We start from the raw sequence: 14,981 nt of genomic DNA, 5'->3' as shown, positions 1-14,981 counted from the left end.
GATGCTTCTAGAGTTCGAGTCGGCGAGCTCCCGGCCATTTTTGCAATTGCTCGTAATTTAGCACTCAATCTTTATCGAGAAGCTGGAGAAACAAATATGGCACAGGCACAACGGCTCGCGGGCTATGGTCTAGACGTTTTGAAGAAGCTGTCTAGAATGAAATAGCCCTGACTTTCTTCCGCTGAATGGCAATATTCACAAAGAAAATTAGCTCTAGTTCTTACTAAGTTTCTAGTAGCGCGGTTTACGGACATGAGGCTGCTATAACTTTAGCGTTAATTAAGGTAAAAATCCGATCTAGTTCTAGTAAGCTTGCTAATTCTACAACCTCTTCTGAAGTTAAAAGATTAGCCTTTTTTCTGTCGGCTAGTTCTTCTAATCTAGTTTGCAGGTTTTCGGTAAATTTGAATAAGTAAAGATTTCTGACTTTCTGAATCGAAATCTCACGATCGATCCAGTAGGAAGGTTGTACCATAAGTTCAGCTATCATGGCGATTCAATTACTCCAATTACTACATGGATAGTTTTGATTATATCATGAGAACCAAAGGATTACTTTAGAAAGAGCCGACCTACTTACGCACGGCGCGATCGAAGAAACCGGGTTTTTTACCGTATCTGTCTGCTAAAACAAATTATTGCAAAAAACCCGGTTTCTGACCGTACAGTGCGTAAATCCTGCTAACTTGACTTAGTTGTTTTCTTGGCTGTTGTCGCAGTCTCCGTCTTTTTAGCAGTGGTTTTCTTCGCCGCAGTCTCCGTCTTTTTAGCAGTGGTTTTCTTCGCAGCAGTTTCTGACTTCGCCGCAGTGGTTTTCTTCGCAGTAGTTGTTTTCTTCGCCGCAGTTTCCGACTTCGCCGCAGTCTTGGTTGACTTCTTCGACTTGCTGCTAGATTTACCGCCTCCCGCTGCTTCCTTCGCTGCTAACAAATCCAGTGCTTTTTGTAAGGTGAAATTCTCAACAGATTCATCCTTAGCCAAAGAAGCATTGATATCGCCGTGTTTCACGTAGGGGCCGTAGCGACCATCGTAAACATTGATCAATTCTCCCGATTCTGGATGCGCGCCCAATTCCTTCAAAGGTGTAGCTGTTTTGCTGCTGCCGCGGGCGGCTTTCGGTTGCGCTAACATTTCCAATGCCCGATCGAGCATTATAGTCAAAACATCATCCGGCGGCTTGATCGATCGATAATCTTTCCCCACCTTACCCTGGTCATGCACCACATAAGGCCCGTACATCCCCAAATTAGCTTGCACCTTCGCCCCCGTCTCCGGGTGAGTGCCCAACAAGCGAGGTAAAGTCAACAAACTCACCGCCATATCCAGCGTCACGCTATCCTTATCCGTCCCCTTCGGTAAAGAAGCCCGCTTCGGTTTCTTGTTCGTTTCCGAAACTTCCCCTAACTGAACGTATGGCCCATAACTGCCAATCAGCACATAAATCGGTTCCCCGGTTTCCGGGTGGAGTCCCAATTTTTCCGGGCCTTCCGTTTTTTGCTTTAACAGAAACTCCACTTGTTCCGGATCTAAATCTGCCGGCGTCAAATCTTGGGGAATCGATGCTTTTACCAGGCCTTCTTCGCTTTCAGATTCCAGATATGCGCCGAATTTGCCGATGCAGACTTTAGCAGTAATATTCTCCAAAACCACAGTTCGGGCAACTTTCGCGTCAATCTGACTTTCCTGTTCTTTAACTTGGGTTGCGAGCCCGGTCTCCCCTGTATAAAACTTTTGCAAATACGGCAGCCATTTCGCCTCGCCGGTGGCAATTTCATCGAGGGTTTGTTCCATTCTGGAAGTAAAACCGGTGTCTACTAAATCGGGAAAATGTGTTTCCAATAAAGTCGTGACGGCGAAAGCGGTGAATGTCGGAATTAGGGCATTAGCTATTAATTTCGCATATCCCCGATCGACAATTGTACCGATAATACTCGCGTAGGTACTCGGACGGCCCACACCTTCGCTTTCCAGCATTTTCACCAGAGAAGCTTCCGTGTAGCGGGCGGGAGGTTGAGTTTCGTGGCCAACTGCCTCTAAATCCTTACAATTAGGTTTATCCCCCACCTTCAGCGCCGGCAAAATCACCTCTTGGTCTTCCAACGCCGCATTCGGATCGTCGGAACCTTCCACGTAGGCCCGCAAAAAGCCTGGAAAATCAATGCGTTTGCCGCTGGAACGGAAACCGGCATCTTCTACTTGAGTTAATACAGTAACGTGAGTTTGGCGGGAATCGGCCATTTGAGAAGCGACAGTCCGCTTCCAAATCAAATCATAGAGGCGGAAATCAATGCCATCCAATCCCGTTTGCTGCGGAGTCCGAAAAGTGCTGCCGGCGGGACGAATAGCTTCGTGGGCTTCCTGGGCGCCTTTGCTTTTCGTGGTGTATTTGCGCGGTTGGGGGCTGAGGTATTCGCTGCCGTAAAGTTCTTGCACGCAACTGCGCGCCGCTGTGATCGCCTGTTCGGACAAATGCACCGAATCCGTCCGCATATAGGTGATAAAACCGCGTTCGTAGAGACTTTGGGCAATTCGCATTGTTTCCCGCGCACCCAGCCGCAGCTTACGGTTAGCTTCCTGCTGCAAAGTCGAGGTCGTAAACGGTGGCGAGGGTTTACGGGTGACTGGCCGTTCTTCAATATTCCCGACAGTCCAAGGTTTGTTTTGAATGCGTGAGAGTAAAGCCCGCGCCTGTTCTTCGTTGAGCAAAAGTACACGGCGCCCTGCAATAATTTGCCCGGTATTTTCATCAAAATCGCTGCCATTTGCAACTTTGACATTGCCGACTGTCACGAGTTTGGCATCAAAGGAAATCTTGCCCTTTTCCAAAAGGGCTTTCAAATCCCAGTAGCTACCTTGGCGGAAAGCGCGGCGTTCCCGTTCCCGGCGCACCAACAGGCGTACAGCGACTGACTGCACTCTACCGGCGGACAAACCCCAAGCGATTTTTTTCCACAATAGCGGAGAGAGTGTGTAACCGACGAGTCTGTCTAGAATTCGGCGAGTTTCTTGGGCTTGTACAACTCGATTGTCGATATCGCGGCAGTGGGTTAAGGCGTCGCGGATAGCTTCGCGGGTGATTTCGTGAAACACCATCCGCTTGATGGGCACTTTGGGTTTGAGGATTTGCAGCAAATGCCAAGAAATGCTTTCGCCTTCCCGGTCTTCGTCAGTGGCTAGAATCAGTTCTGTGGCGTCTTTGAGGGCGTCTTTGAGTTCTTTAACAATTTTCTTTTTATCTTTCGGGATGACGTAGAGGGGTTCAAAGTCTGCCTCCACGTTTACGCCGAGTTGCGCCCATTTTTCTCCTTTAACGGCTTCTGGTATTTCTTCGGCGGAGGATGGTAGGTCGCGGACATGGCCCATCGATGCCTCTACACGGTAGGTGGAGGGCAGGAAGTTGCGGATGGTACGGGCTTTTGTGGGAGATTCGACGATGACTAAGGTTGACATGGCATCTTTTAAATATGGATGGCAGCGCAGCTAGAGGGTCTAAATTACAGAGTGTAGGTCAGATGTCAAGGCTTCTTTCAACTTTGGGCGATTATTTTCAAACTACCTTAATTTTTAACTTACTGCCGATCGGGTGGCAGGTGACAAGCTGATGGGATTTTACTGCTTTGGGGGCAGAGGCTGCGAATCGCGTCTCTACAAGATGCACTCCTTGGATGACCTGACTTTAGCAGAATTGTCGCTAACTGGATGTTGAGACTGCGGGATGCGGGCGGATGGTTCCTCAATCTGGTTGTAACTTGAAGGCTGGGGCGATCGATTGCGCGATTTTAGATTTTAGATTTTAGATTTTAGATTGGGAAAGATTTACTGAGTAGAGGTTTTGGAATTTGGTACAGTACGCTGTGCAGCATCAGCGTGGCGATCGCAAAAAAAGCAATCACAGAGGATTAAAATTAATTGAGCGATCGCTCAATTCTATCAACAATGCTATGAGATTTGAATTCGACCATCTTTTCATCCTTACTGATATTGGTGCTTCGGAAGCTAATCGTTTATCCTCATTCGGTTTAGTTGAGGGTGGATCTCGCATTCATCGCGGACAAGGTACAGCCAATCGCTGTTTCTTTTTCCATAACGCAATGTTGGAATTGTTATGGATTCACGATCCAGAAGAGGCGAAGTCGGAGCGAATTCATTTGACTCGTCTTTGGGAGCGATCGACAAATCGGAATAATGCTGCGTGTCCTTTTGGCATTTGTTTGCGTCCAGCCAAAGGTTCTGAGGACACAGTTGCATTTTCTAGTTGGGCATATCGTCCACCTTATTTACCTGAAACGATGAGTATCGCGGTAGGAACAAATAGTGATGTTTTGACTGAGCCCATGCTTTTCCAAATTCCCTTTGGTAAACGTCCCGATCAATACTCTGCTGATAAGTCACAGCCTTTGGATCATAGTGTTGGTTTCCGCGAAATTACTCGTGTAGAATTAGTCAGTCCTGCTGCCAATAATCCGTCACCTGAACTTCAAGCAGTGCTTGAGACAAATCAGCTAAAGTTACGGATAGGAACCGAGTATTTTGTGGAGCTTGGTTTTGATGGAGAAGTGCAGGGACAACAGGTAGATTTTCGGCCAGGATTGCCGCTTATTATCAGTTGGTAATCTCAAGCCGTAAAACAATTAATAATATGGCTTCAGTATCCAACGAACTGCGATCGTTCGTACAGAACGCGGACTGACAAGTGCAGGAACATTAGAGGCCATTGAGAATTTACCAAGTTTGCTGAGTAAACTAGAGATATAGTAACCCCGAATTTATTGAGGACTGGAAAATGGAAACAATTACTGACCTGCCGGGGTATCGCATAACAGAACAACTCTATGCAGGCGATCGCACTTTAGTTTATCGAGGTGTTCGGGAGAGCGATCGTACTCCAGTCGTCATCAAACTGCTGAGAAACGAATACCCCAGCTTCAGCGAACTGCTGCAATTCCGCAACCAATATACCATCGTCAAAAACCTCAACCTCCCCAGTATTGTTAAGCCACTCGATTTAGCGCCTTATAAAAACGCCTATGCTTTGATAATGGAGGAATGTGGAGGAGTTTCCCTCTGTAGTTATCTCCAGGCAGCAACTGATCAAAACCAACCTTCTCAATCGGTATTTTTAGAAAACTTTCTTAACAAGGCACTGCAACTAGCAGATATTCTCCACTCTCTATACCAAAACCGAGTTATTCATAAAGATATCAAACCCGCCAATATCCTGATTAACCCCGATAGCGAACAAATTAAAATCATTGGTCTCATAACAATACTTCGGACAGTTTTTGATTGCCAACCGTAGAATAAGGGTTTCAAGGCGATTCGGCTATCGAACTACCAACGGAAAATCGAGGGTTTCAGCCTAAGAACTAAAAACAGTCCGGACTATTGTCATAATGCACACAGAAAGAACCTGGGGCCAGTCTAAGGAAAAGTTTTCTAAAGCCTTTCGTTCCAGTCCTAACCTGATCGCGATCGCCGGGAGCATCTGATATTTGTAAAAACACTTCTTCGGGCTCCTTTCTTCTTCCTCTTTCCTCGTGTCTCCTGCCTCAAAACTCCCATTTCTAGCTGGGCTGTAAAAGTGAGATGCTCCCGCGATCACCCGGTGACAGTAGGCATCGCTTATATGCTCAAACCCGTCTAAGCTGATACGCATTTAAATTGGGATTTTTGAAGCCTAGACTCCTTGCACCCTGGCTTTCAGGCAAAAAATTTAAATGCTGAACAGCTTACTTGGTAGATGACAAAATCCACGCCCGCAGCACTTGAAGAAGTCGGGGCTAACAGCCATCACATTTTACATTTAATTAAGTTGACCTACTTATCGGGACTCATGAAATTACAGTATCGATCGTCAACCAGTGTAATCCTGCTCATCCTGCTCATCCTGAGTTATGCAGGTAATTACTTCAGCATTCCGATAATTTTCCATCTAGACTGGCTATTTGGCAGTGTGTTTACCATGTTGGTTGTGAGACTGTACGGATGGGGCTGGGGGACGCTCGCAGGGGCGATCGCGGGTTCCCACACAATCCTATTATGGAAACATCCCTACGGCTTTATCCTGTTTACCCTAGAAGCATTTTTTGTCGGCTGGGGATTGCGACGGCGCAGCAATAATTTACTTCTGCTCGACGTGATTTATTGGGGATTAATTGGGTTTCCCTTGTTGTGGTTACTATATGCTGGCGTTGGCAAGATTGAACCCAGTTTAGTGCTATTTATGTCACTAAAAAACCCAGTCAATCTAATTTGTAACGCCCTAGTGGCAAGTTTAATTCTAAATCATACCCCCATTGCTCAGTGGAGCGGTCGTTCCCCAGCAACGAAAATCATGAGTTTTGAGCAAACTCTCTTGAATTTGTTCGTTACTTTTGTGTTTATCCCAACTGTCATCCTGACGATTTGGAACTGCGATGGGGCTACCGCTCAGCAAGAACGTTATATCTTAGCAAATTTAAACTCTACCACCAAGAGTATAAGCAGAGAACTGTGGAACTGGCAGCAGCGTAGCCAAAGCATGATGGTCGAACTGGCAGTCATTGCCAAGAATAGCAACTTGTCTCAATCAAATGCCCTCCAAAAATCCACTGAGTTAGTCGAGCAAGCCTTTCCAGAATTCCGGAATATTTACATCACTGATACTCAAGGAAAAATCATTGTATCGGCTATTTCTACAACGTCGAGCGAACTGGAACGATTAAAATACAATTCCTTTCTGATGGAGAAGCAGCCCAAACTTTCTGACAGTATATTGCTCGATCGCGCTAACTTCTCTAGCATGATTCAAAGCGTTCCGATCTTGGAGGACGATCGTCTGGTGGGTCAGGTATTGGCAGAAATTGATGTTAATGCACTCGATCGCTGGTTAACCCAGAATTATCCAGCCTCCACAGATCTGATTACCGTGCTGAATTCGCAGCAGCAAGTGATTCTCAGCACTCGTCAGGAGCTCAAGTTATTACAACCATTCGATCACAATGACAATGGCAAAATACAGCACGTAGATGACACCACCCACCGTTGGATTCCCATTGTTCAAAATATGCCGAAGGCGGTACGCTGGCGAAAATCGTTCTATGTTCAGAAAGCAACGATCGGTGAGAATTTTCCCTGGCAATTAGTCGTCGAAATGGCTAGTGCTCCCCATCTAGTTGTCTTAAATAGAGTTTATACAAATAGTTTTGCAGTCTTGACGGCGATCGCGATGTTGACACCCCTACTGACTAAACTTATCAGCCACCGTCTAATTCAACCTTTGCAGCAACTGACTAACTTTACCACCAATTTACCAAATAAGCTGATTGAACGTAAAGAATTACAATTACCCATCAGCCGAGTAACCGAAATCAATGTCCTGACAAACAACTTCCAAATCATGGCAGGTGCTCTCCAGGAGAAGTTCCAAGAAATTCAGTATGCCAGCCAAGAAATTCAGCAAGCCAAAGAAGTTGCAGATGCGGCTAACAAGGCTAAAAGCGAATTTTTATCAAAAATGAGTCACGAACTGCGAACTCCCCTCAATGCAATTCTCGGCTTTACCCAAGTGCTGGGACGCGACTCATCTCTTTCTCACATACAGCAAGGACAGCTAGGCATCATTAGTCGTTCTGGCGAGCATTTGCTGACGCTGATTAATGACGTGCTGGAAATGTCTAAAATCGAGGCAGGTCGGATTACCTTAAATCCTACTAGCTTTGACCTGTATCATTTGCTCCATTCTCTCGAAGAAATGCTCAAACTCAAAGCTGATTCTAAAGGTTTACAGCTCAGTTGGCACATCAATTCTAACATTCCTCAGTATGTAAAAACTGACGAAAGTAAATTGCGTCAAGTCTTGATTAATCTGTTAGGAAATGCGATCAAGTTTACTACGAAGGGAAGTGTGACACTTCGGGTTGCAGCAATTAGTGCGAAACAAAAGTCCCCAACAGACAACGAACCACGGACTATTACGTTTGAAGTGGAAGACACGGGGCACGGCATTGATCCTACTGAGGTAGATTCCCTATTTAAAGCTTTTGTACAAACTGACGCGGGTCGGAAATCTCAAGAAGGAACTGGCTTGGGTTTACCCATCAGCCGACAATTCGTACAACTGATGGGAGGAGACATTACCGTCAGCAGTACCTTGAATCGAGGAACTATTTTTAGTTTTGATATCCAAGTTAGCTCCCCTGAGATGGCTGAAATTCAACCTCGACAATCAAGAAGGCGGGTAATTGGTTTAGAACCCAACCAACCCTCATATCGCATCTTGGTGGTTGATGATAAATGGGAGAGCCGTTTGCTATTGGTTCATCTTCTCGAACCGCTTGGCTTGGAGGTACGCGAAGCAGTAAATGGTCAAGAAGCTATTAGAATCTGGGAAAGTTGGAAACCTCACCTAATTTGGATGGATATGCAAATGCCTGTGATAGACGGGTATGAGGCCACCAGACAAATTAAAGCCAAGATTCAAGAGGAGGCTACGCCGATTGTTGCGTTGACCGCTAGCGCTTTTGATGAGGAGCGAGCCATTGTTTTATCATCAGGCTGTGACGATTTTGTGAGCAAGCCTTTCCAAGAAGAAGTTATTTTTGCCAAAATGGCTGAACATTTAGGGGTACAGTATATCTATGAAGATTTACCGAACTTTACATTATCTCAGCTTGAGGATCAAGACTTGAATGTAAAAGAAGGGGAAAAAACTGAATTCTTGAGGACAAATTTAGCGGCAATGCCTAGGGAGTGGGTGATACAGTTACATCAAGCAGCTATCGATGCTGATGCAGAGCTGATTTTAAGTTTGGTCACCGAAATCCCCGAATCTAATACTTCTTTCGCGGAGACCATCGCTGATTGGGCTAACAACTTTCGTTTTGATAAAATTACTAACTTAACTGAAGAAATTATTCCATGAATAGTCATCAATTAGAATCTCATTTGACCAATCTTTTAGTGGTTGACGATACCCCCGACAACCTGCGTCTTTTATCGACTATGTTGAGCGACAAAGGATATAAAGTTCGGGGCGTAATAAACGGGGAAATGGCATTAAAAGCAGCGCGTTCCACCCCGCCAGATTTGATTTTGCTTGACATCACGATGCCCCAGATGAACGGCTACGAAGTTTGCCAACATTTAAAAGCGGATGGCAGAACTTCGGGTATTCCAGTTATTTTTTTGAGCGCCCTAGATCAAGTGTTGGATAAAGTCAAAGCATTTGCTATTGGAGGAGTAGACTACATCACCAAGCCATTTCATTTAGAAGAAGTTTTAGCTCGTGTCGAAAATCAACTAACTATTCAGCGTTTGCAAAAAAAATTGCACGAGCAAAATGCGCGATTGCAGGAGTCCGAGGCTAAAGAGCGGAAGAAATCCCAACAACTAGAGCAGGCTCTACAACAGTTACAAAATGCACAATCTCAACTCATCCAAAGCGAAAAAATGTCAAGTTTAGGGAATCTCGTAGCAGGGGTAGCTCACGAAATTAACAATCCGATTAGCTTCATTAAAGGGAACCTCTCTCCGGTAACGGAGTACACTCAAGATTTGCTGAAGCTGGTGCAACTCTACGCAGAAGATTTCCCCAATCCCACAGCAGCTATCCAGGAACAACTGGAGGCGATGGATCTCACTTTTCTCAGGAATGACTTGCCGAAGTTAATTGCTTCTATGAGCATAGGAGCTGACCGGATCGAAGAAATAGTGCACTCGCTACGGAATTTTTCCCGACTCGATGAAGCTGAGTTAAAAGCGGTGGATATCCATGAAGGGCTTGAAAGTACGCTGATGATTTTGCAGCATCGGCTGAAAGATGAAGCAGACCAAACGATAATTAAAGTGGTAAAAGAGTATGAGGTTCTGCCAAAGATAGAATGCTACGCAGGGCAAATTAATCAGGTTTTTATGAACGTCCTGACTAATGCGATTGAGGCGTTGCAATCACAAAAAAGTTGGGCAAATGATCTAGATGATAGCAGCCCAATCCCTACTATTACTATTTGCACGAAGTTACTCTCGGACTGTCAAGTGGGTATTTATATTACTGATAATGGGTCGGGCATAACCGAAGATATTCAACAACGCATATTTGAGCCATTTTTTACAAGGAAGAAAGTGGGCCAAGGGAAGGGTTTGGGGTTATCGATTAGCTATGCTATTGTAGTGGACAACCACGGGGGGCAACTCCGTTGTTTTTCGATACCGGCTCAAGGGGCGACATTGGAAATCGAAATTCCGATTCACCACTCTAAAAAACGTTTTTTTAAAGAAGATTTGGTCGGGTGATAAGCCCCACTAAAATCCAAGTAGTCAAAAAGGGTGTAAAATCGGGATTCGTGTTTATTTAGGAGTCATATCATGTCGGATCGATTAACCATAATATCCCGGTCGGGGCGGGTTTTTGAGATGGTCAATTATTGGCAGGTATTGTTGGTGAACCCGCCCCTACTCTTTGTCACAGAGTTGGAAACCTTTTCCGGTAACGCTCGTTAAATTACCAAGGGTCGCCGACTTGCTTTTTTTAGTAGCTTATGCACACACTCTTAAACCAAAAATAATGATTAATTTAAGCGTTGATTTTGTTTCAGCAAAAACCATAGCAATTGTTTGTGTAATTGCTGCATTTGTTGTCCTTGGAGGCAAAGTATTTGCCACAACAATCGATTATGCACCGCCATTTAAAGAAACTAGCTTTTACAGTACGACCATATCTGGTAATAACGATTTAGCTGACATTTATTATCCTAAACCATCCAATCTTAATTCTGGTAATTACTCTTTCCCGATTGTACTGTTATTGCAAGGTGCGCTTGTAGATAAATCATTTTATTCAGATTACGCTAGCCATGTGGCGCGGTACGGCTTTGTGGTAGTCGTTCCGAACCATTTGCGCCCTTCACCCTTCAATCCCACTTCACCGCCTAATTTGGCGTCGGAAACTTCGCAAATTGCGGCCGTTTTGTCGCAAATGGCGATCGAAAACACAAAGCCCACATCCCCGATCGCGTCTGTTATCGATAGGCAGCGCCTTGGTTTATTGGGTCATTCTTTTGGGGGTGCAGTGGGGTTATCGGTGATTGCTAACAAATGTCTCCCAGAATTGTATTTGTGTCAAGAGCCATTTACGCGCCCGAAAGAACTATTAGCGGGTGCATTTTTTGGAGCTAACTTGCGGAATCCCATGGCTAATGAATTTGTACCCATCGCTAATGATGGCATTGCAGTGGCGTTGATTCAAGGCGAGATCGATGGTGTCGCCCTGCCCGATCGAGCTCAAAGCACTTTTGACCAAATTCAAACACCACCCAAAGCTTTGATTACTGTTATGGGTGCAAATCACTTCGGCATTACCGATGTTAATAACCCCGCTGGTGCGAACCCCGATCGCAATACTGCTACCTTAGAGCGAGCCGTGGGTATTGAAACGATCGCCCGTTGGAGCGCCCTGTTTTTGCGGGCAAATATGCTTAAAGATCGATCGGCATTTGATTATATTTACTCTCAAGGTGACGCCCTCGATCCGAATGTCCGTGTTACCACCGTTGCAGTTCCCAAGCCATCTTCTAAGTAGCTCCACTTAAAAAAACGTAAGATAGATTAAGGCTAATAGATAGTGTGCCTACATTTTTATTATTGGGCATCACTTATCTGACAGACCGCCGGCACTATATTGTTTTAACCATCTATGTACAGTAATTATATGTACACCTAAAGGTTCAGCTACATCTGTAAGGCTTTGACTCGCTCCAGTTTTTAACCAATAAAGTGCCTGTATTTTTTGTTTATTAGGTAGAGTTCGCTGCTCGGACAGAATTATTTTTAACTCGTCTGCTGTTAAATCAATTTTTTATTGGTAGTTTACTTCATAAAGTATTTATCAAAGTTTCAGCTTCATTTTAGCATATTTCTTGGGAAATAATATTATTAACTAAATTTCCCTTTTCAGTAACGTCAGCCTGCCGCTTAAAGACTAGCAACGTAATATCATCAAACACTTTCTGCTTACCGATATGTTGCCGTACATCTACAATCACCGCATCCTTAACTTCTGCTGCAGACTTGTACCAATTTTGACTAATCACTTCACACAGTTGCTTAAGTCCATACTGCTTTTTGCGGATGTTATAGGCTTCTGGAATGCCATCAGTATATAGCACCACGCCATCTCCAGGTTCTAGCTCAATCAGGATGTGACTGATGAAGCCTGCGATATCATCATCTAAAGCGATCGGGAAGCCTAACTCCATCGTGTCGATGCGCTCAACATCTCCATTTCTTCGCACAACTAGCGTTTCTTCATGCTGACCGCTGATGCTAATCAGTCCTTCGGAGTAGCTCAAAATCGCCAGCGTCAGACTTTTCTCAGAATTCATGCGCTGTACGTTTTTGTAGAGGGTACGGTTGAGTACATCCAGGAATCGAACGGGGTCTAGTTCACGAATCTCTTGCAGGGTGCGAACTGAGGTTTGTGCCATCAGCATCAGAATGCCGCTTTCCAGGCCATGTCCGGTGACATCACCGATCGCCAGTGTGACAACACCATCGATCTGTAGCACGTCGTAGTAGTCACCTCCTACTTCATCGGCGGGTTCCATGTATCCGGCGATATCTAGTCCGTCAATTTCCAGTTCTTCAGGGTTAGGCAAAATCATTTGCTGGATCTGACGCGCCACATTTAATTCTGCACCTAAGCGGAGGTTGTCTACTTTGAGTTTTTCGTTGAGGGTAATGATTTCCTGATTAGCATTAGCAAGTTCTGCTGTTCGTTCTTTAACTTTGTCTTCGAGGGTTTCAAAGGATTCTTGGATTTGCCTCGCCATGCTGTTGAACGATCGTGCCAGCAGACCGATTTCGTCTCGCGATCGCATCTTCACACGCATATCTAAGTTACCCGCCGTAAACTGGGCAACCGCTTGGGTGAGGTAAATTACAGGCTTTGTTAATAGTTGTGCGATCGCAAAAGCGATGATAGTTACAATTGTGGCGATGATTGCTAATAAAAGAAGTGCATCACGTATTTGTTTTTCTACAGGTGCTAGGGCAACGGCAATGGGCTGTGCGAAGAGGACTGACCAAGGTTTATATTTCAGGTGGGCGATCGCTAAGAGGCTCAACTCCTTATTACCCGTAGCTACCAATCGTGTGGTTAGATAGGGCTGTTTAGTGTCTAATGCTTGCTTGAGGTCGGGCAAATTGATTGCAACTTCTTTGGTTAGAGTCTTAGGCAAACGTCCTTCGCGTTGCATTTTCGCTACAACATTGGGTGACAAAGGCACAATCGATTTGAAAAGGAGTTCAGGTGTAGTGCTATGTGCCAGATGGATATAGTGTTCATCTAAAAGAACTGCTAACGATTTCGCACCTGCACGTTCAGTTTCCCTAGTCACCAACTGCTGGACAGATGTGGCATTGTATGTCACCCGCAATACACCCAATATATTTCCCTTCGCATCGCGAACAGGACTGCTAAAGAAGAGCGTCACGAGGTTGGGAATTGTGGGCGATTGCCTAATACTAGAAACAAAAGATAGTTGAGTTTTGAGCGGTTCTTGGAAGTAATCTTGACTGGATTCATCTCGTCCAACATCCGGTGTATTCGTATCTAGTACATTCCGTCCCTTTAAGTTGAGCAAGGCATAGGAGATAATATTAAGCATATCTTTGCGACTGAGCCGGGTTAAGGTTTCAGTCGCTAACATCTCTTGGGGACTACCATTTCGCCGTTCTGGAGGTAGGCCCAGATAGGCGGCCAAACCTGGTAAAATCGCTTCTACGCGCACTGCATTGAGATTCCCATCGATAAACCCATCTATTCTGTAAGCGGTTTCGTTAGCCGCCGCAGATAGGGCTTGCCGTGCGTTGTCGGTCAATGCCTTTTGAGTTGTCTGCTTGTTGATCAATGCTAACAGCAATAATGGAATCAGAGCAACGACGAGAAACGAGACGATTAACTTTGTACGAATGCTGTTGAAAAAGGAGCGCTTCATGGTTTCAGGCGAGGAGGGGGGGTTAAGAAAGAAGAATTGAACAAGGTTTCTAGATTGGGAAGGCGCGTCACATTGCCAGCGCGAATAAAAAAGTCGGCATATTTCTTGGCGGTTTTGTAGATATAATTAGGACTGTCTGATTGAAAGAATTTTTGATTTTCTGCAAAGTCAGTGAGGTCTATTCCCTCGAAAGAGATTGTCTTGCTGGGAATATTCAACGCTTTGCTCACGATCGCGTTTCCTTCGGGAATATTTGCTTCCCAATATGACAAGCCTTGAAACCAGCCTCGCACAAAGGCGCGAATATCTTCGGGGCGATCGCGTATCGCCTCACCCCGAAACGCGATCAAATCCAAAATTAAGCCTGGGGTTTGTTTGCTTGTAAACAAAATTTTTGCCCCTAATTTTAATGATTTAGAAAGATGCGGTTCCCAAGTGTGCCCTGCTTGGATAGCATTGTTTTTTAAGCGCTGGGGAACTTCTAAACCATCAACTTTAACCAGCCTAACATCATCGCTCGTCAGCTTAGAGATTTTCAACATCTCAGTAACGAAGACTTCGCTAAAACCGCCTAGATTTGCACCAACCTTTTTTCCTTTCAAGCTAGGGATTGTTTTAATATCCGATTGCGCGACTACCACATCTGCACCTGTCGATTCATCCACAACCATCACAGCTTGGATATCAGGATTTGTGGCACTCAATATTATAAAATCGCCCAAAGTCAATCCGATCCCATCATACTTCCCTGCACTGAAATCTGCTTGTTGCAATTGTAAGTAGTCTACATAGCTGAGTTCCACGTCTATCCCTTGCGCTTTGAAGAATCCTTTCTCTTGAGCAATGATGCCAGGTCTATGGCCAACAAAAGAGATAAAACTTACTTTCAGGGGAGGACGTTTTACTTTTAGGGATTCCGGGGAATGACACGCAAACACCAGGCAGCCGATAATAATAAATATACAGATGTAATTGAGTAGTTTAGACATACTATCGAGAGCATTCCTG

At 45.0% G+C, this 14,981-nt stretch carries 9 protein-coding genes and 1 pseudogene; 5 read left to right on the top strand and 5 right to left on the bottom strand.

Features of this window, described 5'->3' with window-relative positions; genetic code table 11:
• Positions 1-244: 244 nt before the first annotated feature.
• A complete protein-coding gene (locus QUB44_RS05345) occupies positions 245-490 on the bottom strand; it encodes a hypothetical protein (RefSeq protein ID WP_333202532.1) in 246 nt (81 codons plus the stop codon).
• A 191-nt stretch (positions 491-681) separates the two neighbouring features.
• Positions 682-3,450, bottom strand: coding sequence for a type I DNA topoisomerase (gene topA, locus QUB44_RS05340; protein WP_333364052.1), 2,769 nt, complete (start codon positions 3,448-3,450; stop codon positions 682-684).
• A 389-nt stretch (positions 3,451-3,839) separates the two neighbouring features.
• Between topA and QUB44_RS05335 the strand changes: the two genes are divergently transcribed.
• The 5 genes and pseudogenes from QUB44_RS05335 (at position 3,840) to QUB44_RS05315 (ending at position 11,557) form a co-directional block, all read left to right on the top strand.
• Positions 3,840-4,613 (top strand): VOC family protein, encoded by a 774-nt coding sequence (locus QUB44_RS05335; protein ID WP_333364049.1) that lies wholly within the window; start codon positions 3,840-3,842, stop codon positions 4,611-4,613.
• Positions 4,614-4,783: 170 nt separating this feature from the next.
• Positions 4,784-5,254, top strand: a pseudogene (locus tag QUB44_RS05330) (serine/threonine protein kinase); the annotation flags it as partial.
• Between the two features lie 486 nt (positions 5,255-5,740).
• Positions 5,741-8,902, top strand: a complete 3,162-nt coding sequence (locus QUB44_RS05325) for an ATP-binding protein (protein WP_333364046.1) — start codon at positions 5,741-5,743, stop codon at positions 8,900-8,902.
• On the top strand, positions 8,899-10,272 hold the full coding sequence (locus QUB44_RS05320) for a response regulator (RefSeq protein WP_333364043.1): 1,374 nt from the start codon (positions 8,899-8,901) through the stop codon (positions 10,270-10,272). Before QUB44_RS05325 ends, QUB44_RS05320 begins: the two co-directional genes overlap by 4 nt.
• A 271-nt stretch (positions 10,273-10,543) precedes the next feature.
• Positions 10,544-11,557, top strand: coding sequence for a poly(ethylene terephthalate) hydrolase family protein (locus tag QUB44_RS05315; RefSeq protein WP_333364040.1), 1,014 nt, complete (start codon positions 10,544-10,546; stop codon positions 11,555-11,557).
• A 69-nt stretch (positions 11,558-11,626) separates the two neighbouring features.
• Here QUB44_RS05315 and QUB44_RS05310 read toward each other — a convergent pair whose 3' ends face one another.
• The 3 genes from QUB44_RS05310 to QUB44_RS05300 form a co-directional block, all read right to left on the bottom strand.
• Complete coding sequence (locus tag QUB44_RS05310; protein ID WP_333364064.1) at positions 11,627-11,761, bottom strand: helix-turn-helix domain-containing protein; 135 nt, start codon at positions 11,759-11,761, stop codon at positions 11,627-11,629.
• Positions 11,762-11,882: 121 nt separating this feature from the next.
• Complete coding sequence (locus QUB44_RS05305) at positions 11,883-13,973, bottom strand: SpoIIE family protein phosphatase (protein ID WP_333364037.1); 2,091 nt, start codon at positions 13,971-13,973, stop codon at positions 11,883-11,885.
• On the bottom strand, positions 13,970-14,962 hold the full coding sequence (locus QUB44_RS05300) for an ABC transporter substrate-binding protein (protein ID WP_333364033.1): 993 nt from the start codon (positions 14,960-14,962) through the stop codon (positions 13,970-13,972). The genes QUB44_RS05305 and QUB44_RS05300 overlap by 4 nt, the downstream gene beginning before the upstream one ends.
• Between the last annotated feature and the right edge of the window lie 19 nt (positions 14,963-14,981).

Origin of the sequence: Microcoleus sp. AT3-D2 (genome assembly GCF_036705715.1) — a bacterium.
Taxonomy (GTDB): domain Bacteria; phylum Cyanobacteriota; class Cyanobacteriia; order Cyanobacteriales; family Microcoleaceae; genus Microcoleus.
The sequence above is the reverse complement of the archived record's forward strand: the minus strand, read 5'-3'. Positions and strand labels throughout refer to the sequence as shown.

Bases quoted from the DNA above. Each gene is read 5' to 3' on its own strand.
- QUB44_RS05345 (WP_333202532.1), bottom strand. From the start codon at position 490: ATGATAGCTGAACTTATGGTACAACCTTCCTACTGGATCGATCGTGAG.
- topA (WP_333364052.1), bottom strand. From the start codon at position 3,450: ATGTCAACCTTAGTCATCGTCGAATCTCCCACAAAAGCCCGTACCATC.
- QUB44_RS05325 (WP_333364046.1), top strand. From the start codon at position 5,741: ATGACAAAATCCACGCCCGCAGCACTTGAAGAAGTCGGGGCTAACAGC.
- QUB44_RS05320 (WP_333364043.1), top strand. From the start codon at position 8,899: ATGAATAGTCATCAATTAGAATCTCATTTGACCAATCTTTTAGTGGTT.
- QUB44_RS05315 (WP_333364040.1), top strand. From the start codon at position 10,544: ATGATTAATTTAAGCGTTGATTTTGTTTCAGCAAAAACCATAGCAATT.
- QUB44_RS05305 (WP_333364037.1), bottom strand. From the start codon at position 13,973: ATGAAGCGCTCCTTTTTCAACAGCATTCGTACAAAGTTAATCGTCTCG.
- QUB44_RS05300 (WP_333364033.1), bottom strand. From the start codon at position 14,962: ATGTCTAAACTACTCAATTACATCTGTATATTTATTATTATCGGCTGC.